At 36.7% G+C, this 21,706-nt stretch carries 20 protein-coding genes; 12 read left to right on the top strand and 8 right to left on the bottom strand.

Translation table 11 applies throughout. From position 1 onward, the window contains the following. Window positions 1-13: 13 nt before the first annotated feature. Complete coding sequence (locus Q0W04_RS01560) at window positions 14-2,968, top strand: DEAD/DEAH box helicase (protein ID WP_298499383.1); 2,955 nt, start codon at window positions 14-16, stop codon at window positions 2,966-2,968. Here Q0W04_RS01560 and Q0W04_RS01555 read toward each other — a convergent pair. Genes Q0W04_RS01555 through Q0W04_RS01545 form a run of 3 tightly spaced genes read right to left on the bottom strand, consistent with a single transcriptional unit; the run spans window position 2,944 to window position 4,352 of the window. Continuing rightward, a complete protein-coding gene (locus Q0W04_RS01555; RefSeq protein WP_298499380.1) occupies window positions 2,944-3,183 on the bottom strand; it encodes a hypothetical protein in 240 nt (79 codons plus the stop codon). The genes Q0W04_RS01560 and Q0W04_RS01555 overlap by 25 nt on opposite strands. Then, on the bottom strand, window positions 3,180-3,893 hold the full coding sequence (locus Q0W04_RS01550) for an ImmA/IrrE family metallo-endopeptidase (RefSeq protein WP_298499377.1): 714 nt from the start codon (window positions 3,891-3,893) through the stop codon (window positions 3,180-3,182). The genes Q0W04_RS01555 and Q0W04_RS01550 overlap by 4 nt, the downstream gene beginning before the upstream one ends. Beyond that, entirely contained in the window at window positions 3,894-4,352 is a 459-nt protein-coding gene (locus tag Q0W04_RS01545; RefSeq protein WP_298499374.1) for a helix-turn-helix domain-containing protein, read from the bottom strand. A 60-nt stretch (window positions 4,353-4,412) separates the two neighbouring features. Between Q0W04_RS01545 and alaS the strand changes: the two genes are divergently transcribed. The 3 genes from alaS (at window position 4,413) to fbp (ending at window position 10,342) form a co-directional block, all read left to right on the top strand. Next, window positions 4,413-7,109: an alanine--tRNA ligase gene (alaS, locus tag Q0W04_RS01540; protein WP_298499370.1), complete on the top strand. Its 2,697-nt coding sequence runs from the start codon at window positions 4,413-4,415 to the stop codon at window positions 7,107-7,109. A gap of 150 nt (window positions 7,110-7,259) precedes the next feature. After that, window positions 7,260-8,414: a tRNA uracil 4-sulfurtransferase ThiI gene (gene thiI / locus Q0W04_RS01535; protein ID WP_298499366.1), complete on the top strand. Its 1,155-nt coding sequence runs from the start codon at window positions 7,260-7,262 to the stop codon at window positions 8,412-8,414. A gap of 833 nt (window positions 8,415-9,247) precedes the next feature. Next, a complete protein-coding gene (gene fbp, locus Q0W04_RS01530) occupies window positions 9,248-10,342 on the top strand; it encodes a fructose-1,6-bisphosphate aldolase/phosphatase (RefSeq protein ID WP_298499363.1) in 1,095 nt (364 codons plus the stop codon). A gap of 47 nt (window positions 10,343-10,389) precedes the next feature. On the opposite strand, the gene Q0W04_RS01525 is transcribed toward fbp, so the two are convergent. Further along, complete coding sequence (locus Q0W04_RS01525; protein ID WP_298499360.1) at window positions 10,390-10,629, bottom strand: DUF3781 domain-containing protein; 240 nt, start codon at window positions 10,627-10,629, stop codon at window positions 10,390-10,392. Window positions 10,630-10,702: 73 nt separating this feature from the next. Between Q0W04_RS01525 and Q0W04_RS01520 the strand changes: the two genes are divergently transcribed. Further along, window positions 10,703-11,812: an ABC transporter permease gene (locus Q0W04_RS01520; protein ID WP_298499357.1), complete on the top strand. Its 1,110-nt coding sequence runs from the start codon at window positions 10,703-10,705 to the stop codon at window positions 11,810-11,812. A gap of 9 nt (window positions 11,813-11,821) precedes the next feature. Further along, window positions 11,822-12,520 (top strand): ABC transporter ATP-binding protein, encoded by a 699-nt coding sequence (locus tag Q0W04_RS01515; protein ID WP_298499352.1) that lies wholly within the window; start codon window positions 11,822-11,824, stop codon window positions 12,518-12,520. 199 nt (window positions 12,521-12,719) lie between these two features. Here Q0W04_RS01515 and Q0W04_RS01510 read toward each other — a convergent pair whose 3' ends face one another. Both Q0W04_RS01510 and pgsA read right to left on the bottom strand, forming a co-directional pair. Next, a complete protein-coding gene (locus Q0W04_RS01510; protein ID WP_292814812.1) occupies window positions 12,720-12,962 on the bottom strand; it encodes a DUF357 domain-containing protein in 243 nt (80 codons plus the stop codon). After that, on the bottom strand, window positions 12,959-13,525 hold the full coding sequence (gene pgsA / locus Q0W04_RS01505; protein WP_298499348.1) for an archaetidylinositol phosphate synthase: 567 nt from the start codon (window positions 13,523-13,525) through the stop codon (window positions 12,959-12,961). Before pgsA ends, Q0W04_RS01510 begins: the two co-directional genes overlap by 4 nt. A 36-nt stretch (window positions 13,526-13,561) precedes the next feature. Between pgsA and Q0W04_RS01500 the strand changes: the two genes are divergently transcribed. From Q0W04_RS01500 to Q0W04_RS01480, 5 genes are all read left to right on the top strand, one after another. After that, a complete protein-coding gene (locus tag Q0W04_RS01500; protein ID WP_298499345.1) occupies window positions 13,562-14,143 on the top strand; it encodes an L-threonylcarbamoyladenylate synthase in 582 nt (193 codons plus the stop codon). A 62-nt stretch (window positions 14,144-14,205) separates the two neighbouring features. After that, on the top strand, window positions 14,206-14,910 hold the full coding sequence (radB, locus tag Q0W04_RS01495; protein ID WP_298499342.1) for a DNA repair and recombination protein RadB: 705 nt from the start codon (window positions 14,206-14,208) through the stop codon (window positions 14,908-14,910). Window positions 14,911-14,964: 54 nt separating this feature from the next. Continuing rightward, the gene (locus Q0W04_RS01490; RefSeq protein ID WP_298499339.1) at window positions 14,965-16,137 is read left to right on the top strand and encodes a pyridoxal phosphate-dependent aminotransferase; all 1,173 of its coding nucleotides are present in this window, start codon (window positions 14,965-14,967) and stop codon (window positions 16,135-16,137) included. After that, entirely contained in the window at window positions 16,134-16,871 is a 738-nt protein-coding gene (locus tag Q0W04_RS01485) for a DUF362 domain-containing protein (RefSeq protein WP_298499336.1), read from the top strand. Before Q0W04_RS01490 ends, Q0W04_RS01485 begins: the two co-directional genes overlap by 4 nt. Beyond that, a complete protein-coding gene (locus tag Q0W04_RS01480) occupies window positions 16,868-17,245 on the top strand; it encodes a putative zinc-binding protein (protein ID WP_298499333.1) in 378 nt (125 codons plus the stop codon). The genes Q0W04_RS01485 and Q0W04_RS01480 overlap by 4 nt, the downstream gene beginning before the upstream one ends. Window positions 17,246-17,900: 655 nt before the next feature. Here Q0W04_RS01480 and Q0W04_RS01475 read toward each other — a convergent pair. Both Q0W04_RS01475 and Q0W04_RS01470 read right to left on the bottom strand, forming a co-directional pair. Further along, a complete protein-coding gene (locus Q0W04_RS01475) occupies window positions 17,901-18,722 on the bottom strand; it encodes a nicotianamine synthase family protein (RefSeq protein ID WP_298499330.1) in 822 nt (273 codons plus the stop codon). 153 nt (window positions 18,723-18,875) lie between these two features. Next, on the bottom strand, window positions 18,876-20,654 hold the full coding sequence (locus Q0W04_RS01470; protein ID WP_298499327.1) for a ribosome biogenesis/translation initiation ATPase RLI: 1,779 nt from the start codon (window positions 20,652-20,654) through the stop codon (window positions 18,876-18,878). Between the two features lie 229 nt (window positions 20,655-20,883). Between Q0W04_RS01470 and Q0W04_RS01465 the strand changes: the two genes are divergently transcribed. Further along, window positions 20,884-21,705 carry a hypothetical protein gene (locus tag Q0W04_RS01465; RefSeq protein ID WP_298499325.1) on the top strand — a complete coding sequence of 274 codons (822 nt, stop codon included), beginning with the start codon at window positions 20,884-20,886 and terminating at the stop codon, window positions 21,703-21,705. The last annotated feature ends 1 nt before the right edge of the window (window position 21,706 follow it).

The following is a 21,706-nucleotide window of genomic DNA, read 5'->3' as shown; positions in this document are numbered from 1 at the left end:
ATGAGAATAAAAAATGAACCCTGAAGACATTATCAACGGAGCAAAGACTGCATTCATAAACGAAGAATTTAGCTCCAGTGCTGATTTTAGACCTAAACTGCTTTACAACAACAGAAACAATAAGGTCATAAACTCAATCAGAGATGAAATCAGGGATTGTGACGAATTCATTATCTCGTCGGCTTTCATCACTTACGGCGGTATTGTACAACTTCTAGAAGAGTTTAAGCATCTGGAGCAAAACGACATTAAAGGAAAAATACTCACAACAGATTATCTGTATTTCACAGAACCCAAGGCGTTAAGAAAACTTCAGGAGTTCAAAAACCTTGAAATCAAGCTTTACAGCCAGGAAAAGGAAGGTTTTCACACTAAAGGCTACATTTTTAAAAAGGACGATATCTACAGAGGAATTGTCGGAAGCTCCAATCTGACAATGAATGCTCTTGCAGTCAACAAGGAATGGAATGTCGAGTTCACATCTCTTGAAGAGGGTGAAATGTTAAGTGAACTCAAAAGAGAGTTCAATGATTTGTGGATGCAGGCGGACAATCTAAATGATGTCCTTCCAGAGTATGAAAAAATATATAACGATAACAAAAACTTCAAAAACATCAGAAAAATCACCGATGAGCTAAAGGAGCAAAACATCAGAGATCTGACTCCAAATATCATGCAGGAGGATTTCATCAAGAACTTAAGGTCTTTAATCAAGCAGGGCGAAAATAGGGCCATTCTGGTTTCCGCCACAGGTACTGGTAAGACTTACGCTTCAGCTTTCGCCGTTAAGGATTTCAAACCTAAACGGTTTTTATTTTTAGTTCACAGGGAACAGATTGCAAAACAGTCAATTGATGCCTATAAAAACGTCTTCAAGGACCACGATAACTTCGGGCTTTTGTCAGGAAACTCCAAAGACTATGATAAAAACTACCTTTTCTCAACAATCCAAACGATGTCAAAGGATGACGTCTACACAAAATATGATAAACATCATTTTGACTATATCATCATCGATGAGGTCCACAAGGCAGGGGCATTGAGCTATCAAAAGATTTTCAGATATTTCGAACCTAAATTCTGGCTTGGAATGACCGCTTCACCTGAGAGGACAGACGGCTTTAACATCTATGATCTCTTTGACAATAACATTGCTCACGAAATCAGACTGCAGGAAGCCTTGGAAGAGGATTTATTATGTCCGTTCCATTACTTTGGAATTACAGATGTTGAGTTTGACACAGGTGAAATTGACGATGATTTCAGCGACTTTAACCTGCTGGCTTCAGACAAACGTGTTGAATATTTATTAGAAAAATCAGAGTTTTACGGTTATTCCGGCGATAGAATCAAGGCATTGGTATTCTGTTCAAGAAAAAGGGAAGCGCAAATGCTTTCACAAGAATTTAGCAAAAGAGGCCATCCGTCTATTGTTCTTACCGGTGATGATTCACAGGAAAAACGTCTGGAAGCTATTGACAGACTTACAAACGATGATAATCCAAATAAATTAGAATACATTTTCACAGTGGATATCTTCAATGAGGGTGTTGACATTCCCGAAATCAATCAGGTTCTTCTGGTAAGACCAACAGAATCTCCGATTATCTTCATCCAACAGCTGGGAAGGGGATTGAGAAAATACAAAAACAAGGAATTTGTTGTAATATTGGATTTCATTGGCAATTATAAAAACAATTTCATGATTCCAATTGCCCTTTCAGGCGACAGATCATATGATAAGGATAAAATCAGAAAATACCTGATTGAAGGAAACAAAATCATTCCCGGTGCATCTTCAATCAATTTCGATGAGATTTCCAAAAAGAGGATATATGAGTCTATAAACAACACCTCATTTTCCAAAGTCGCCTTATTTAAGGAAAAGTACAACAATCTAAAGTACAAGCTCGGTAAAATCCCTTCATTATATGACTTTGCAATCAACGGAGACTTCAACCCGGAAATTATCCTCAACCACAATAAGTTTGACTGTTACCACACGTTTTTGGATTATGTTGACAAAGACTATGAAAGCACATTAACACAAGAGGAACTTGCAACATTAAGATTCATTTCCAAAAAGCTAATCAAGGGAATAAGGCCTCATGAGCTTGCAATATTGAGCTGCCTTAAATATAACAGATACTTCACAGTAAGTCAGGTTGAAACATACTTAAAAGATAAATATGGTCTTGAAAATCAGTCTGAATCAATAAAAAGTGCAATAAACGTTTTAAGCATGAATTTCTATCGAAAAGAGACAAGCGACGATTATCAGGCAAACACAATCCAGTTTGTAACCGATGAGGATTTGGACATTGAAAATCTGTTCTTTGATTTTGACAAAAACGTTTACAATGACCTCAAAAACAATGGAGACTATAAATTTGAAGCTTCAAGTTTATTTAAAAACTGTTTAGCAAATCCTACTTATCTGAATCATTTGGAAGATAGCATAAAATACGGATTTTACAAATATGACAATGTCTATTGTGATTTAAATCCATTCAAGTTATATGAAAAGTACTCTCGTGAAGATGTCTTAAGAATAATGAACTGGCAACACTTCATGAACGGTCAAAACATCGGAGGGTATAAAATCAAATACGACACTTGCCCTATCTTTGTAACTTACAACAAAAAAGAGGACATTTCAGAAACCATCAACTATGAAGACCATTTCATTGATAAGGTTACTTTCAACTGGATGAGTAGAAACAACAGAAAAACCTCTTCACCAGAGCTTGAACCGATTATTAACTATAACGGTTTGGATATTGAACTGTTTATCCAGAAAAGCAATGATGAGGGTATAGAATTTTACTATATAGGTAAGCTAACTCCGTTAAAGTATAAGCAGGTTTACAGGGAAATCGATGGCAGGCAACACCCGATTGTCAATTTCAAGTTTAAAATCAACACCGAAGTCAAGGACGAGCTTTACTCATATTTTGTTAATGATTGAATGCTTTTAATACTATTTTTTAGATCGATTACTTCTATGAATTTTTCACTGATTAGTTCATCAACACGATTTTTCAGTATTGTCACTCTTGAAAATTCGCGATAAACTTCATAGGGTATTATCACTTTGTCAAATAATTCCTTCAAAATCGAAACATCATCAATACTTATAAAACAGCTTAAGCAGTCCGTATCATAAAATATGTCTTTACTCATAAATCCTCCATATTGTATACTAAATCATCCAAAAATGCATCAAGGAGGTATTCGTCTTTTCTTGCATTTGAAATCAGTTCCTTTTCAAAGGCCTCTTCAACCAAACGCACATAATTTCCTAATGTGTAGTTTTTTGAGATATAAGGCTCATATAAACTGGAATCATATCCTCTGCGGTGGGCATTGAGTTTAACATCCCCTTTGAATGAGATATATTCTTCAAATGTTATTTCATCATTGTTTTTTAATCTGTAAATGAGGGATTCATGTGATATCTGATAGTATTGTTCGCAATCGATAATCAAATTCAAATCCCATTTTTCAATATTGTTATCTTTTTTATAATTGTATAATGCATTTATAGGCATTAATAGGAAGGATGCGAAATTATCAGCATCTTTTTCGATTTCATCATCGCTGTTGATGTTGCAGATTGTAAATGGAGTATTGTCATAGAATAAATGATATATTTCATGTGCGGCAGTAAATCTTTGCCGTCCCTTTGAATGATTGGAGTTGATAAACATAATCTTTTGTGTGTCAAATTTGTAACATGCTCCGCTGATTTCATCATCCATTTCTAGAAAGGCTATTGTCAGATTTTTTAATTTATTTGTAATCAATGGAAAAAAATCAATTGGGTCGCTATGGTTTATCCCGATATCTGACCTGAATTCTATAGCTAGTTCATTAAGCTTGAAGAAATTCATTTAATCACCATTTAATTCATTTAAATGTTTCAAATTTTTAATTATCCTATTCATGTTAGCCAATGTATTTAAATCAAGGTTGTTTTTATTTGATCTGAATTTAAATTTTTTTATGGAATATTCACCAACACCATCTAAAATGTATTCTGGAGTGCAATCATACAATTCACAAAGTTTATTTAATGATGAAGATTTTAATGTACGGTCATTACTTTCTAACTTTGCAATTTGAGTTTGTTTAAATCCTAAATAATCTGCAACTTGTTTTTGTGTGAAATTATTCTCATTTCGTAGTTTTTTAATTCTATCTCCAATTGTACTTACCATTTTTTCCAGCCTCACAATATGGTCTATATTTTTGGAATAAATTATATATAAATTTTTATAAATTTTTATTCCAATATTGATTTCAATTTGATAAATTGAATTTAGAATATTTTTCAAATTCGCAAATTTCATAAATTTATTTATTACACAAAAAACATAATATCTACTAATAAACAATTTAGATTGATTATTATGGTAGAAATTTTTGACGAACTCGGTTATAAAAAACAGACTTGCAAAACTTGCGGTCAGGAGTTCTACTCACAGGTCGACAGAGACACATGTGGGGACGCTCCGTGTGATGAGTATGAATTCATCAACAATCCTGCAACTGAAAATTCATACAACTTATATGAAATCCAGCAAGTTTTTAGAGAATTTTTAGAAAGCGAAGGGCACACTCATGTCCACAGATATCCCGTTTTGGCTAAAAGATGGAGGGATGACGTATTCCTTGTAGGCGCATCCATCTTCTGTTTCCAGCCTTGGATTACATCAGGCCTTGTAAAGCCACCGGCAAACCCTATCGAGATGGCCCAACCATCCATAAGACTCAACGACGTTGACAATGTCGGAAGAACAGGCCGTCACATGACTTGCTTTACAATGGGAACCCACACAGTCATCAACAAGGAGGACGATTTCATCTACTGGGAGGATGAAACCATCAGGCTATGTCATGAGTTCTTTGCACACATTGGAATCAACACAGAAGAGATTACCTTCATCAAGTCCTGGTGGGCAGGCGGAGGTAATGAAGGTCCGTGTTATGAGGTGTGCTGCAGGGGAGTGGAGCTTGCAACTTTAGTATTTATACAATACGAAACCCTGGAAGACGGCACCAAAAAGGAAATTCCTATCAAGGTTGTTGATACCGGTTACGGTCTTGAAAGGATAGCATGGATTTCACAGGGAACCCCGACAGCGTATGATGCATGTTTCGCACCGGTCGTGGACAAGTTAAAAGAGCTCACTGGAGTCGAAATCAATGAGGACATTCAGGGCAGAAACGCTCAGATTGCAGGTATGATGGACATTGAAGATATTGGGGATTTAAAGGAGCTCAGAGCTCAAGTGGCTGAATCTTTAAATCTCTCCTTGGAGGAATACCTGAAAGCCGCAGAACCGATGGAAGCTATTTACATCATTGCAGACCACACAAGATGTCTTGCTTTCATGCTTGCAGACGGAATCATTCCGTCCAACGTTAAAGAAGGATACCTCGCACGTCTGGTTTTAAGAAGAACCATCCGCTTCATGAAAGAATTGAACATGAAAGAGTCCTTAGCCGATGTCATGGCAATCCAGCTTGATTTCCTCTCAAAGTTCTATCCTGAAATCCGTGACAGTGAAGGCCATATCATGAACATCATCACTCTTGAAGAGGAAAGGTATGCAAACACAGTCAAGAAAGGAAAAAGCATTGTCAAAAGAACAATCAAAAGGCTTAAAAAAGAGGGCAAATCAGAAATGCCTCTTGATATTTTAATAGACTTGTATGATGCACACGGAATTCCTCCGGAAACAGTTGTTGAAATGGCAGGTGACGGTTTCACCGTCAATGTTCCGGACAATTTCTTCACCCAGGTTGCAGGAGCCCACGAAAAGGATACAACCAATAAAAAAGCCACATTCAAAGTCGACTTCCCAGAAACAGAGTTGCTGTTCTATAAGGATTTCTACCAGAAGGATTTTGAAGCTGAAGTTTTGGGCATGGTTGAAAAGGACGGGGACCAATGTCTCATCTTCGATAAAACAACATTCTACCCTGAAGGAGGAGGTCAACCTTCCGATATAGGTGAAGTTTCCATCGACGGAAATGTCATTAAAATAAAACATGCTGAAAAGGTTGACAATGTTGTCCTTCATCATGTAGATGGCGAGCTTGAAAACGATGTGGTCGGCAAGAAAGCCGCAGGCGAAATAGATTGGCAAAGAAGAATCACCCTTGCGCGCCACCACACAGGAACACACCTTGTAATCGCCGCTGCAAGGAAGGTACTGGGCCAGCACATTTGGCAGGCAGGTTCTCAAAACGGCCTTACAAGGGCACGTATAGACTTGTCACACTACAAGCGTATAACTCAAGAGGAATTAAACGAAATCGAAAAGCTTGCAAACGAATACGTCATGGACAACATCGATTTGGACATCCAGTTCCACACAAGGGATGAGGCACAGGAATTGTACGGATTCGTGCTCTATCAGGGAGGTATCGTTCCGGGCAAGATGATTCGTGTAGTCAAAATACCTGGTGTTGACGTGCAGGCATGTGCAGGTACACACGTCATGAGGACAGGTGTCGTCGGACCTATCAAAATCAACAAGACAGAAAGGGTTCAGGACGGTGTTGAAAGGATTGACTTTTCAGCAGGCCTTGCAGCAATCGATTCAATGCAGCATGACAGCGAACTTTTAAGGTCAAGCGCTTCAGTGTTCAGCGTCGACAATGACCAATTGCCGAAAACATGTGAAAGGTTCTTTACAGAATGGAAATCACAGAAAAACGAAATCGACCGCTTAAAATCAGAAATCGCCAGCCTGAAAATGAACTCATTGGCTGATGAGTTTGAAGAAATCAACGGCATGAAGGTTGTCAGCCAATTGATTGAAGCGGACTTCAAGGAACTTCAAAAGATGGCCACAGACTTCACAGACAACGGAAAGGCAGATGTCGTTATCATGGGAAACAATAACGGTAACATTGTCGGTGCAGCTTCAGATACCGCAATAGATAATGGAGTCAAAATCAATGAAATTATCAAAACCGCAGCAGGCGTATTGGGCGGAGGCGGCGGAGGCCGTCTGACATTAGCGCAGGGCGCAGGTAAAAACACAGACAAGATGGATGAAGCAATCCAGACAGCAATAGATTTTATCAAAGGATAATTTTCTATCCTTTCTTATTTTTTTCATTAATCAAACATAATATTTATTAGTGTGTCAAATTAAAATTATACTTGCTGTTATATTTAAAAACTAGTATAGAAGGGATTGCTATTTTTTTCAGCGTGCACTTAAATTTTGAGAGTTGTTTAAATGAATTATGATTTAATTATTGCAAGATATGGTGAAATAGGTCTTAAAAGTCCTAAAATAAGGTCACGTTTTGAAAGAAAGCTAGTTAAAAATATTCAAGCTACTTTTGAATGCGAAGTTGACAGAAATCAGGGAAGAATCTATATTCATCCTGAAGACTTTGATGATGGAATTGAAAAGTTAAACAGGGTATTCGGAGTCGTTTCATACTCTCCGGCAACCTCAACAAAAACAACCTATGAGGACATTGATAAAACCTTAGGCGAATATGTTGAAGAGCTGATGGCTGAAGACATATTGGATGAGAATACGAAATTTGCCATTAAATGTCGCCGTGTGGGAACACATGACTTCACTTCACAGGAAATGGCAGCGCACTGTGGAGGGGTTGTCAGAAATAAGGTTCTAGCTCCGGTTGACCTGACAAATCCCGATTTGACCATTTTTGTTGAAGTCAGGGAAGACGATACCTTCATTTTCCATGAAAAGATTAAAGGTCCTGGCGGATTGCCATTGGGAACTCAAGGAAAAGTTGTTGTTTTGCTTTCAAGCGGAATAGACTCACCTGTAGCAGCATATCTGATGATGAAAAGGGGTTGTGAGGTTGTCGCTCTGCACTGTAACAATGATCCTTTTTCAGGCCCGAAAGTCACTGAAAACTTCAATGCGTTAGTAAATCAGCTTAATATTTATGCGAAGGGTACACCAATCAAGAAACGTGTCATAGATTATGGGGAATATCTTACAGTTGCCAAACAAAAGGCTCCCGAAAAGATGACCTGTGTTTTATGTAAATCAGGAATGTATAAGATAGCCGAAAAGTTGGCTGTTAAACTGGGGGCGGATGCAATCGTTGACGGAAGCAGTGTCGGTCAGGTGGCTTCACAGACTTTATCCAACATATTGGCCACCAGATATGGTGTTGACATGCCGATATTGTCTCCTCTGATAGGCCTTGACAAGGAAGAGATTACCGAAATCGCCAAGAAAATAGGAACATTCGAAATCTCCAAGATTGACGATGGTGGATGCAGTGCCGTTCCGAGATATCCGGAAACCCGCGCTGATTTGGACCGTGTAAAACACGCCTGTGAAGATATGAACCAGGATGAGGAAGTCCAAAAGGCTTTTGAAAATATTAGAAAATTATATTAAAAAAATTTAGTAGAAGAGATGATTCTTCTACTTTACTTTTACATTTGTTTTTATTGTGGCTTTGGCGAAAGTCACTTTGACCTTGTAGGTTTTGCCTTTTTTACCTAAATCTTTTGGACAATTCCGTTTTTGTTGGTTGTGACATAATAGTTCACTTTGATGATTCTGAATTTACGACCTTTCCTTATAAGATTTTTACCAATTAGGTTTTTAGGCAGACTAATTCAATTCATTACAGCGGTTTGCCAATGGCTGATATAATGGCAGGGTCCATTTTTCAAAGTGTAGAACGAGACAATAGCGAATTCATAGATTTAATTCAAAACAAAAGTATAAAAAGGGTATATGAAGAATGAAGAACCTACAGCCACCTAATTGACCATAATGAATTATGGAAAGTCGTCACCTGCGGCGACAAGGACTTGTAGGCTGAACCTCTAAAAGGTTTTTACCTTCCAATCTTTCACTAAATGTTTATGTGTCTGTAAGTATTTAACATTTTTGTGCAAGAATTCTCCAGCTTCTTTAAGCCGGAGAGGTTCAAACATTTCCAAGTTATATAAACTTCAGCTAATGAAGAAAAATGCATACCATTTCCATTATCAAATTCACTGTCTGCTTCATGACAAGTATGTAATATAATATTTTCCGGTTTTTTGCCTTAAAACATTGAAAGTTGGCATAACCATGATCCTATAAAATAATGGGGGGGGCATGAAAAGTATCCTTTTTTTAAGTATTATGATATTTAAGACAACAATAATTAAATAGTATGCAAATCAAAAATAACAAATGTCTAGTAAATATTAATTTACTATTTTGAGGTTATTAAAATGAAAACTACTGTTAGTGTAATTAAAGCTGATATTGGAAGTGTGTCCGGACACTGTGTCGCACACCCTGAATTAATGGATATCTGTGATGAAGTTTTAAACGAAGCTTTAGAAACCGATATCTTAAAAGATTACTATATCTCCCGTTGCGGAGACGACATAGACTTAATCATGACCCACGATAAAGGGGAAGAAAACGAAGAAGTACACAAAACCGCATATGATGCATTCATGAAAGCTACTGAAAGAGCACGTGAATTAAAATTATACGGTGCAGGTCAAGACTTATTATCTGATACTTTCTCTGGTAACATCAAAGGTATGGGTCCTGGTGTAGCAGAAATGGAATTCGAAGAAAGACCATCTGATCCTGTTTTAGTATTCTGCTGTGACAAAACCGAACCTGGTGCATTCAACTTGCCAGTATTCAGAATGTTTGCAGATCCATTCAACACTGCAGGTCTTGTAATCGACCCATCATTACACGATGGATTCAAATTTGAAGTATTCGATGTAATCGAACACAGAAAAGTTATCTTAAACTGTCCTGAAGAAATGTACGACTTGCTTGCATTAATCGGTTCCACCGGAAGATACGTAATCAAAAGAGTATGGAAGAAAAACGGTGAAATCGCAGCTGCAATAAGTACCGAAAGATTAAACTTAATGGCTGGAGAATACGTCGGTAAAGACGACCCAGTATGTATCGTAAGAGCACAATCTGGTTTCCCTGCAAACGGTGAATGTGTAGATCCATTTGCATTCCCACACATGGTAAGTGGATGGATGAGAGGATCCCACAACGGTCCAATGATGCCTGTATCTGAAATGGAAGCAAACCCAATCAGATTTGACGGACCACCTAGAGTAGTAGGATTAGGTTTCCAAGTAGCTAACGGTGAATTAATCGGACCAGTCGACTTATTCGATGATCCTGCATTCGACCCAACCCGTGAACAAGCTGCTAAAATCGCAACTTACATCAGAAGACACGGTCCATTCGAACCTCACAGATTACCTGCTGAAGAAATGGAATACACTTCACTTCCTGGTGTAATGGAAAAATTAGAATCCAGATTTGAAGATATGGATTAGATTTAAAGAGATTTTTAATCTCTTCTTTTTTACTTTTTTTATTAAAATTATTTTTTATGAGCAGTTATTATTGTAAAACTGCTTGAATTTATGGTTATTATGCAGTCATCAACATCAACATAGTAATTTTTGCCTTCTTTACTAACAACAGAATTTTCCTGCTTTAATTTGGAAATGCAGTAGCTCACTGGCTCGTCTGTAATTTCCAGGTTCTTCTGAATTCTTCCAATTCCCATTTCAGTCGTATGTATCTTATCAATATTTTCAATCAAAGTCTGCTTATGCATTTCAACACCCGTTTTTTGCATCTTGGTAGATGGCGTAATTAGTTATTTATATATTACAATACTATTTAGTATTATGTCATTTTTAAAATTTATTCTTAAAAATCCATTCAGGAGAAAGAACAGTGCAATTCTGGCGATTGTAGGAATTGCAATTGGAATTATAGTGATAGTTGCTCTTGGTGGAATCACAGATGGGTTAGTCAATACCTTTGAAGATACAATTCATGCGGGAGGTGCCGACTTTTCAATTTCAGGTAAGGAAACTGGGGATTCGGCTTACGGAACCAACACCATCGATGCAAACTGGACAGAAAAAATTGCTAATGTTTCAGGAGTTGAGGAGGCATATCCTATTTACGTTGTCCTGACTTCGGTCGGTGATGACTATATGAATACTTTGATAGGAATTGATCCTGAAGGAACTACTCTGGCGGATATTTCCATGAAGGAAGGAAGAATCTTCAAGGACAATGCTTCAGAAGCAATTTTAGGTGAAATATATGCTGAAGACAATAACTATAAAGTCGGAGACAACATCAAGATAGACGGCGAGGAATTCGAAATCGTGGGAATCTATGAAACCGGTGACCAGAACATGGCCGGCGGCGTTTTCACATCAATTTCCAAGGTTGGGGACCTGATGGATGATGAGGATTCAATATCAAACATCTACGTTAAAGTCAAGAAAGGCGAAGACCCTCAGGCAGTTGCAGATAAGATTGATGAACTTTACGGTGATGATATTGCAACAATAACATCAGTCATGGAAATGCAGCAGATGGGAGATATGCTGAACATGCTTCAGGCATCCACATGGGCAATATCCCTTCTTGCTATTGTTGTTGGAGGTCTCGGCATCATAAACACAATGCTGATGTCAGTGTTTGAGAGAACTCGTGAAATCGGAGTGTTAAAAGCTGTCGGATGGTCAAATAAGAAAATTTTAACCATGATTGTCGGCGAATCATTAGTGATTACAATCGTCTCAGCAATCATAGGTTCTGTAATCGGATTTGCAGCATGCACTCTTTTAGGTCCGCAAATGGGAATCAGCCCGCTGTTTACACCTAAGATATTTATCCAGGCATTTTCAATAGCTATTGTGGTTGGAATCATAGGAGGTCTTTATCCTGCAATCAAGGCAATGAAATTGCCTCCGACAGAAGCATTGAGGTACGAGTGAGGTGAGAAGATGAATGCTGTGGAAATAAAAGATCTATATAAAAGCTATGAAGACGGTAAAATCAAGGCTCTAAACGGGGTCAGCCTCACAATCAAAGATGGAGAATTCGTGTCAATTATCGGACCGTCAGGATCCGGTAAATCAACACTGCTGAATATGCTCGGTGCACTTGACGTTCCGGATTCCGGTTCAATTAATGTTGCGGGTCATGATTTAAGAACTTCTAAAAAGTTAAATGAGTTTAGAGGTGAAAAAATTGGATTCATCTTCCAGCTGCACAACCTGATTCCAAACATTTCCGTTCGTGAAAACATTGAAATCCCGATGTATACTCAAAAGATGTCATCAGGAGAGATGAAAGACAAGGCCTTGAAACTGCTCGGTGATGTCGGACTTGAGGACAAGGCAGATATCCTTCCCAACAAACTGTCCGGCGGTGAACGTCAGAGAGTTGCAATTGCCCGAGCACTTGCCAATGAACCATCAATAATATTGGCAGATGAACCAACAGGATCACTGGATTCAAAGACAAGTAGCAAAATCCTTAAGCTTCTAATCGATTTGCACAAAGATAAAAATGTAACTTTGATAATTGTAACTCATGATATGGATGTGGCCAAACTTGCAGACAGAGTTATTGAAGTTTTGGATGGTGAGATAATATCTGCCGGTGATGAATCTTTGATAAACAGTAAAATTGATGTATAATTTCAATTTTACTTTTACTATTTTTTTTTAAGCTTTTTTTTCGCAATATTTTTTGATGGTGGTGACTTAATTAAAGATTCAACTTGTGCAAAAATTACATAAGTTCAAGCTGAAGGTAAATTCAGCTGTCAAAAAAATTTTGACAACTCATACGATTCGACAAATTAATCATTGAAATAAAAAGAGTTGAGGGAGCAAATTAGATGATTCCATGAATCATCCTTAAAGCATCCAAAAGTCCATGGCTGTATTCGATACATCCGAATGCAGTCCTCATATCCCCTTTTTCAAGGTAATATTTTGAATCGTTCCAGTAATCAACGGCCCTGTCATATACCTCTTTTTCCTTTCCTTCAAAGGTAATGTCAGCTACCTGATTCAGGTTTCTTTCAAGTTTTGCAATGTCTTTTGCTATTTTTTCGGGACTTTCAAGTTCACTCATTTCAATTGCCTCCAAACGTGTAATATTCTTTGAGCCACGGTAAAGTATGACAGTACAACTAGGATGTAAATTATATATGTAAAGTAAATGTCTCCGGCGAAATATCCGATCAATGCTCCAATCATAAGGATAATCATCCGAACAGCTCTTTCAGCTATTCCAATACTGCAGTCAACTCCCTGTGATTCGGCTCTTGCTCTAACGTAGCTGACGCAAATTGCAGAGTGAATCGCCAGAATTCCGACAAACCAGTCGCAGTATCCTCCAAATATTATTCCGATATAGATTATTGCATCGGCAAAGCGGTCCATTGTTGAGTCGAGAAACGCTCCGAATTTGGATGACCTTTCATGGTATCTTGCAACTGCTCCGTCCACAACGTCCAGAAATCCTGACATCAGTATTGCAGCAGTTCCCAAAATCAGCATATGGTTTGCAAAACCATAGGCCGCAAGAACGGCGACAAAAGGAGATATTACAGTTACAATGTTCGGATTAATATTCAAATGCTTTGCAAGCGGATTCAGTATTTTTGTTAAAAGTGGTCTTAAACTTTGAAGCATAATTTATATTAGATATCTTATCCAATATAAATTTAAATGAAAGTGCTGAAAACAAGAACTGATGAAATTGATGAAAAGATAATTGCTGAAGCCATTGATGTATTGGCTGGCGGAGGTGTTGTTTTATATCCCACCGATACTGTTTATGGGTTAGGCGCCAATATATTTGACAATAAGGCTGTTAAAAGAGTTTTTGAGATAAAAAATAGAAGTTTGCTTAAGCCATTGTCAATTCTGGTTTCAGACATCGAAGCTATCGGTCTGGTTGCAAAACTGTCAATTTCACAAAAGCAAATCATTAAAAGCCATCTTCCGGGTCCCTACACATTCATTTTGGACAAAAGGAAAATAGTTCCCAGGGCTGTAACAAGCGGGTCTCGCTATGTTGGGGTAAGAGTGCCCGACAATCGGATTGCATGCAGATTGGCCAGTATTTTTCCGATAACCACAACCAGCGCAAATCTTTCAGATGAAGAGGTTTTATCCACTCCCGAAGAAATTTTAAATCAGCTGGGATGTGGTGTGGATTTGGTTATTGATGTTGGTGAGCTGAATTCCAATCATCCTTCAAAAATAATTGATTTGACTTCTAGAAACCCTAAAATAATAAGGAAATAATTCCATTGGAAATTTGATTTCCGCCATTAACTTATATATTTTATAAAAATCAATATTGTATCATGAAAGTATTAGCTAATTTTGAGGATAATCATAAAATTCCATCCAACTCTTCTCTGGATGCTCTTTTGGGTGGAGGTTTTGAAAAAGGTGTGATAACTCAAATATTCGGACCGCCAAGTTCTGGTAAGAGTAATATAACATTAACTCTGGCTGTCAATGTTGCTAAAAACAACAGAAAAGCAATATACATTGACACTGAAGGCGGAATATCCATTGACAGAATCAAACAGATTTCAGGACCTGATTTTTCAAATGTGGCTAATAACATTATAGTTTTTGAACCGACTAATTTTTTAGAGCAGAACGATAATCTGAAGGCAATTGAAGTATGGCTTAGAAAAAACCACACAGATGTGGATTTGATTGTTCTGGATTCGGCTGTTGCACTCTACCGTGTTGATGATATGAAATCATCAAAATTAAACAAGGAACTGGGTAAGCAGATGGGAATCCTCTCCAAAATTGCCCGCAGATATGATGTTGCTGTTGTTTTGACAAATCAGATTTACAACGCCTTTGACGATGAGGGAAACAATGACATAAGGGCTGTAGGCGGAACAATCCTGCAGTACTGGAGCAAGGTTATAATTCAGCTTGAACGTGGCGATGAGGTAAACAAGCGCGTTGCCACATTAATACGTCACAGAAGCATTCCCGAAGGAAAGCAGGCAATGTTTTCCATTACTTCAAGGGGAATAAGTTAGGTTACTTTTATAAATAATTAATAATAAATATTTACTTTGGAATTGTGTGATATTATGAGGGATAAGGATTTTGATATTAAAAACCCTAAAAAGAAGTTTCAAAAAACTGAAAGGGTGCCTCCGGAAGGCTATGAATGTGCAAATGACTTTTTTGAAGACATGTATATGGATGAAGACATGATCTGGATGGGTCAGAATACCAACCATTTACATGGAGATATTATATCTGATGCTATGATTGATGCAATCAGACAAAAGACATATTGCAAATATCCTGCCCCTGAAGGATTTTCCGAGTTAAAACAGCTGATTTTGGATGATTTGGACTTCAAAGATCTGGAAGTTCTGTTGACATCAGGTGCAACTGAATCCCTATACTTATGTATGCAGGCGCTTCTGGAGCCTGAAGATAATGTAATCTTATCTGATCCGGGATACTTCATCATCGGAGACTTTGCAAACCGTTTCGCCGGTGAAGTAAGGTACGTTCCGATATACTTTGAAGAAAATGACTATAAGCTGACTCCAAAACTGTTGCGTGAGAACATGGATGAAAATACTCGTATGGTTATTTTAATCGATCCTTTAAACCCGCTCGGTTCCTCATACACAGAAGAAGAGCTTAAAGAATTTGCAGAGATTGCAAAGGAAAACGACTTATACTTATTGCATGACATTACCTACAAGGATTTCGCACGCGAACATTTCCTGGTGGAAAACTATGCTCCTGGCCAGACATTGACAATCTACAGCTTTTCAAAGATTTTCGGAATGGCAGGTTTAAGAATAGGTGGTGTAATCTCATCAAAACCTATAATTGATGCCATCAAAAATGCTGTAGTTAATGACTTGGGTGTGAATATCATATCCCAATATGGTGCAATTGCAGGTTTGAAATCAAAGCCTGAATGGTTTGAAGATATGAGGGAAACATGCTTTGAAAACCAAAGGCTAATCAGCGAAATGATTGAACCGATTGAAGGTGTGTTTTTGCCGGTTTATCCGTCTGATGCAAACATGATGGTTATTGACTTGTCCGGTGCCGGAATCAATCCGAAGGAGATGTCAAATTATCTGATTGAGAAAAAACTGTTTACAAGGGAAGGTGAATACACTTCTGAAGACTTTGGAGACAGATACTTGCGTATAAGTTTCTCCATTCCAACAGAAGAAATTAAAGTATTCTGCCAGGAGTTCCCAAAAGCTGTTGAAGCTTTAAGAAAATGATTGAAGTGAATTTTGAGGGGTTTAGATACCATAAACCTCTTCCTGATTTTTATAAAATAGAAAATCCTGAAAATCCCAAAAGAGAAATTGCTCAGGACTTGCTTGATGAATTAATACAACTGGTTCACAGCCATAATTTTACGGGAATAAGCTATTCTAAATTATCTGATGATTTTAAAAAGGAATTTAACACTGATATTGATAATGTGTTGATATTTAAATTTTTAATGGGCGAGGATATATTGAACATGCCACCATCCCGTGAAAAGGGAAAGAAGATGGATATGGAATTTCAGGAATACGGCGTGCACATTTATGAATTTGCCGATTTTTTAAGAAAAAATGGTTTTAAGGCAGATTTGATACATCCATTGGATGACAGTTTGAGTTTAAGATCAATTGCAATGCAGTCAAATGACTGTGTTATAACCCGGAATAATATGTGTTATTTTAAAGACGGTTTAAACAATAGCTTTTTCATGATTCATACATCAATTGACAATTTGCCTTTCAAAAAGGAAAATGACATGCTGTGGGTCAAAGATTTCTGCAGAACATGTGGGGTCTGCATTGAAAGATGCCCTGAAAACGCTTTTGATGAGGATGAAAAAGTTTTAAGGAAAGTCTGTACTGCCCACAGGGAGGGCTGTAGTGAATGCATTTTAAAATGTCCGTTATACAAAAGAGGTCATGATAAAGTTAAAAAAAGATATGATAGAATGGTGAGAAAATGAATGATAAAATAGCTTTAGTTTCATGTAGCGGATTGAGTCCGCTTGGTTTGGTTGTAAGGGCAGCCTGTGTTGAGCTGGCCCTGGAAAATGATAATATTGTTGCATCATGCATTACTGAATACTCTGCCCAGCCAAACAATTGCGCACCGATTTTGGAGGATGCAAAAATAGTTACAATAACTGGTTGCGCTGATGACTGTGCGTCTGTAATTTTAAAGGAAAAAGATGTGGATGCAGTTAAAAATATTTCTGCCGATGCGGTCGTTAAAACTTATGATTTAAATCCACTTGATGCTGTAAGACTGGATGATGACGGCGAAAAGGCAGTTGAAGTCCTAAAAAAATATATTCTAAATGAACTTGAAGATTTATAAGTTGGTGAGATGGGAATAAGTAGTATTATTTTTATAAAAAGTATTACTTTTTTATTTTCATCACTTTAAGTTTTTTTTAAGTAATTCCACAATAGAAAAAGGTTAATTATTAAATATAAAATTTTTTATTATTTATAACATAAATCAGCTATTTAATGATTTTTTTGTTTGAATTAACTGCTTTTGATTAATTTTACTTTGTATTACTTTTTTTAAATAAAGTATTATACGTTTCTTATTTATCTTATTTTTTGTTAATTTGTCTAGGTATTCACTATAACTCTTGATTCGCTTTTAATTAGTTATTTAACAAGCATTTAGGAGTATATTTATTTAATAACATTTATATGGTTATTACTTGTTATTATAGTATAGATTATCAGTAACTGATAATTTATATGGAACACTCAATTATTATATGCCATACAATCAAGTAAATAGTTAGATTATAACTATTTACTTTCTGTCTTTCAGTTGTTTTTCTAAGATTAGTATGAAAATTACTAATGTTAGAAAGATAATTTAAAGAATTATCTTTCGTAAAGTCATGAAAGTAATCATAACCATATTTCCCTCCTCAGGAACCTATCTTAGATTAGGGTTGGAACTCTCTTTGAGTGGTTATTAAAGTTGTTCTCCTAAACTTTAATAACTGCTATACTATTTTTCTAATTAAAACTGAGGTGTTATTTGTTTTTCCGGTTGGAAGCACCATAACCTCTTTGTGGAATCCTCGTGTGTCCTTTTCCAAAACAGGAGCATATAATATGGCTCTCATTCCGGTATATGTTCTGTAAATCAGAGGTGTTTTTTCATCTATGAACTCCCAGATGTTTGCAAATACTCTTTCTTTTGGCTCGGCAAGTGCTGCAACCATTAGGATATCATATTCAAGATCAGCTATTGAATTTTCATCACCTGTAATGATTTTTATATCATTGTCAAGACCTAATCTTTTCAATACTTTTCTTGAGAGGTCCGCCACTTCTTCCTGCTGTTCTATTCCGATACATTTACATCCATAGACCTTGTTGAACATAATTAAAGTCAGTGGAAGTGGTCCGCTTCCTAAAAACACGAAGGTTTTGTTTTCATTGAATTTTGCCAATTGGCTTTCGTTATTGATTAATCCGATGTATCTTTCATAAAAATGAAATGAATCTAGTGTTTCTGTAGGATTGTCTGATTCCAGAATTTTTAATGCGTTTTCGGTTTCCAGTCTTGCACCAATATAAACGTAGAATTTACGAATCAGCTTCAGTGCCTTGTTCATCTTTTCATCATCAAGAATGTGTTTTGCTGAGTCAAAATCGATTTCTTTATCGTGAGCTATGATTTCAACTTCGTCTAAAATTTCAATGATTTCATCGATATTAACATTATCAAGTGCCGAGTCTCCGTATTTGTCCAAGTCCCCATAACTTGAGAGTTTATTTGCAATTTCTTCAATTGTTCCCCAGTATTTATAACAACTCATCTTTATCACTTTTAAATTGTGGTTGAATAAATGTTTATGGGTTAAATTATATTAAAGTTTTTAAATTAAAAATAAAGTATTACTAAATCATTAAAATCAGTATAAAAAGTAATACTTTTAATAAATGGGTGGTGATGGAAAATAAGGGAATATCTAATCGGAGAGGTAGTAATATTCTCCTTTTTCTTTTTGTTCACGGTCTTTATAACTGTCGAGTTTGTTGACCCTTGGCCTTTTTGTTTCCTTATCTCTTCTGAATGTAATGTTCAGATTTCCTAAAAATTCATTCATTGCACTTCTCAAATCAGTAGGCTTTGACGCATGACCGTTCAAACCAGGTGTTCCGTCAAATACCATTGCTCTATCAGAGATATAATCGATAAATACGATATCGTGGTCAACAATAAGTGAAGCTGCATTTCTGCTTTCAACCAGTTTTCTGATGACTCTTGCAGCCACAAGTCTTTGTTCAACATCCAAAAACGCTGTAGGTTCGTCAAAAAGATATATTTCCGCATCCTTTGCAAGTGTTACTGCAATTGCCAGTCTTTGAAGCTCTCCTCCACTCAGTCCTTTGACAGGTTTGTCTAAAAGTTCATTTAAAGTTAGTGGATTCATTATTTCGCTTTCAAAGATTTTGCTTCCGAAACTTGGAGCATTCATGTATAAAAAGTCACTGACGCTTCCTTCAAAGTTGGAAACTATGTACTGTGGCTTGTATGCAATTGTCACTTCCTCATCAACTTCTCCGGTTGTAGGATCTTCCACTCCTGCAAGCATTTTAGCAAATGTGGTTTTACCTATACCGTTTGAACCGAATGCTGTTACGATTTCATCATAAAATATTTCACCTGCATCTGCAGTCAGTTTGAATCCGTCATAGTCTTTGCTCAGGTCAGTATAGCTTGCAAGTGCATCCCCTTCATCTTCAGGAGTCGGAGGTCTGATTGTAAACTCAATCGGGTTTCTTCTGATTCTCACGTTTTCTTCAGCTAAAAATCCTTTTATGTATGCATTGATACCTAATCTGACTCCTTTTCTTCCGGATACTACACCGTATCCTCCGGGAGTACCGTATAAAATGTGAATATTGTCGGATAGAGCATCCAAAGTTGCAAGGTCGTGTTCAATTACAAGAACGCTTTTGCCTTCTTCGGCAAGGGATCTGATAACCTTAACTGCATTCAGTCTTTGGGATACGTCAAGCCAGGAGGTAGGTTCGTCGAAGTAGTAGAAATCCCCTTCCCTAAGCACTGTTGCGGCTATTGCAACCCTTTGAAGTTCCCCACCACTCAGGTTTTCCATTTTCCTGTCGAGGACATTTTCAAGCTGAAGTTCCTTGGTGACGTAGTCCAGCTTGTCACGTTCATTGACGTTTGTAAGCAGGTCTCTTACTTTACCTTTCACGACTTTCGGAAGCTTGTCGACCATCTGCGGTTTTAATATGGTTTTCACATTGCCTTCTGAGAGGTCTTTGAAATACTTCTGAAGTGCGGATCCCTTATAATATTCAATAACATTATCCCAGTTATCTGCCGGATTTTCATAGTCTCCGAAGTTAGGTATCAGGTTTCCGGCCAGAATATTCATGATTGTGGATTTACCGATACCGTTTTGACCTAAAAGCCCTAAAACAGTTCCTTCTTCTAAAGATGGAAGGCCGAACAGTTCAAACTGGTTCTGTCCGAACCTGTGGATTGGCTCACCGGCCGCTTCAGGTAAGTTAATGATTGTAATAGCGTCAAATGGGCAGCGGTTTGTACATATTCCGCACCCTTCACATAATTCTTCTGATATCAACGGTTTTTTGGTGTCTTCATCAATTACAATTGTGTCCTCATCCATTCTAACGCCAGGACAGTAATTGATGCAGACATAATCACATTTTTTCGGTTGACATCTGTCTTTATCTAAAATTGAAATACGAGTCATTATAATCTCCTTAAAAATATAATCATAAATAATTTTGTTAATTCTATTTAATTAAATTATTGTAAGAATTTAGTTTTCAAAATTGCTTTAATTTTGGAATATTGCTTTGAATCTGCAAAATTGTTCTTTAAAAACCATTTTATTTAAAATTATATGCTTTAATTTGATTATAAATTAATTTTAACTAGTTTTAACTAATAATAATCAATTAACTTTGGAGGTGTCATATATGGCAGAGTTCCAAGAAGATATGTTATTTAAAAATGTTGCGGATGTGGATGCCCGTATTCTTTTGGATATTATGGGCATTGAATCTCAAAACGTTAAAGTCTGGACTAAAGAGCTAAGACAAATTGATCCAACTACCTACAAACCTGATTTGATTTTGGACTTGGATGATGAAAACTTAATTGTCGAGTTTCAAAGTACAAAAGTCGGTGATGATTTCTCAAGAAGAGCACATTCATATGTTGCAATAACTGACCAGCATAAGGAGAATGATAAGGAAGTTAATTTGGTGGTTTTAAGCACTGATGAGGATTCAAAGATTGTTGAATACAAATGCAACAAATTAAATTCTTTCAAGTATACTGTTATCGGTTTGAATAATTTGAGCAGTAGCGAAATAATTAATAATGTTGAAACTAAACTTAAAAATAAAGAGATTCCAACCAGTAAAGATGTGATATTATTATCTTTAGTTCCATTAAGCAAAAAAGGTAAGAATATTGTTGAATATATTTATAAGGTTGTTAAATTAATTTATAAATTGAAAAATTTGTCTATTTCTCAATTGGAATTGGCATTGGGTATTTTGTGGTTAACAACCGATAAATTCGTTGAAGATGATTTGGAACGTAATAATATTTGTGATAGATTAGGTGATAGAATGAGCTTAATTGATGAATATGGCGAAAACAAATACAGGGCGGGTATGGAACAGATTATTGTTAATTTTTTAAAATCAGGTGATGAGCCTGAAATAATTGCTGAAAAATCATGTATTCCTTTAGATAAAGTCCTTGAAATTAAAGAAAGACATAATTTGTGAG

The sequence above is a fragment of the uncultured Methanobrevibacter sp. genome (assembly GCF_947170395.1).
GTDB lineage: Archaea > Methanobacteriota > Methanobacteria > Methanobacteriales > Methanobacteriaceae > Methanocatella.
This window is presented reverse-complemented; position numbering and strand designations above follow the sequence as displayed.

Coding starts and splice junctions, on each gene's coding strand:
- Q0W04_RS01525 (WP_298499360.1), bottom strand. CDS start 10,629: ATGCATAAGCAGACTTTGATTGAAAATATTGATAAGATACATACGACT.
- thiI (WP_298499366.1), top strand. CDS start 7,260: ATGAATTATGATTTAATTATTGCAAGATATGGTGAAATAGGTCTTAAA.
- Q0W04_RS01490 (WP_298499339.1), top strand. CDS start 14,965: ATGAGGGATAAGGATTTTGATATTAAAAACCCTAAAAAGAAGTTTCAA.
- Q0W04_RS01465 (WP_298499325.1), top strand. CDS start 20,884: ATGGCAGAGTTCCAAGAAGATATGTTATTTAAAAATGTTGCGGATGTG.
- Q0W04_RS01520 (WP_298499357.1), top strand. CDS start 10,703: ATGTCATTTTTAAAATTTATTCTTAAAAATCCATTCAGGAGAAAGAAC.
- fbp (WP_298499363.1), top strand. CDS start 9,248: ATGAAAACTACTGTTAGTGTAATTAAAGCTGATATTGGAAGTGTGTCC.
- Q0W04_RS01545 (WP_298499374.1), bottom strand. CDS start 4,352: ATGAAATTTGCGAATTTGAAAAATATTCTAAATTCAATTTATCAAATT.
- Q0W04_RS01480 (WP_298499333.1), top strand. CDS start 16,868: ATGAATGATAAAATAGCTTTAGTTTCATGTAGCGGATTGAGTCCGCTT.
- Q0W04_RS01550 (WP_298499377.1), bottom strand. CDS start 3,893: ATGAATTTCTTCAAGCTTAATGAACTAGCTATAGAATTCAGGTCAGAT.
- Q0W04_RS01515 (WP_298499352.1), top strand. CDS start 11,822: ATGAATGCTGTGGAAATAAAAGATCTATATAAAAGCTATGAAGACGGT.
- Q0W04_RS01470 (WP_298499327.1), bottom strand. CDS start 20,654: ATGACTCGTATTTCAATTTTAGATAAAGACAGATGTCAACCGAAAAAA.
- Q0W04_RS01485 (WP_298499336.1), top strand. CDS start 16,134: ATGATTGAAGTGAATTTTGAGGGGTTTAGATACCATAAACCTCTTCCT.
- Q0W04_RS01555 (WP_298499380.1), bottom strand. CDS start 3,183: ATGAGTAAAGACATATTTTATGATACGGACTGCTTAAGCTGTTTTATA.
- pgsA (WP_298499348.1), bottom strand. CDS start 13,525: ATGCTTCAAAGTTTAAGACCACTTTTAACAAAAATACTGAATCCGCTT.
- Q0W04_RS01500 (WP_298499345.1), top strand. CDS start 13,562: ATGAAAGTGCTGAAAACAAGAACTGATGAAATTGATGAAAAGATAATT.
- Q0W04_RS01560 (WP_298499383.1), top strand. CDS start 14: ATGAACCCTGAAGACATTATCAACGGAGCAAAGACTGCATTCATAAAC.
- Q0W04_RS01475 (WP_298499330.1), bottom strand. CDS start 18,722: ATGAGTTGTTATAAATACTGGGGAACAATTGAAGAAATTGCAAATAAA.
- Q0W04_RS01510 (WP_292814812.1), bottom strand. CDS start 12,962: ATGAGTGAACTTGAAAGTCCCGAAAAAATAGCAAAAGACATTGCAAAA.
- alaS (WP_298499370.1), top strand. CDS start 4,413: ATGGTAGAAATTTTTGACGAACTCGGTTATAAAAAACAGACTTGCAAA.
- radB (WP_298499342.1), top strand. CDS start 14,206: ATGAAAGTATTAGCTAATTTTGAGGATAATCATAAAATTCCATCCAAC.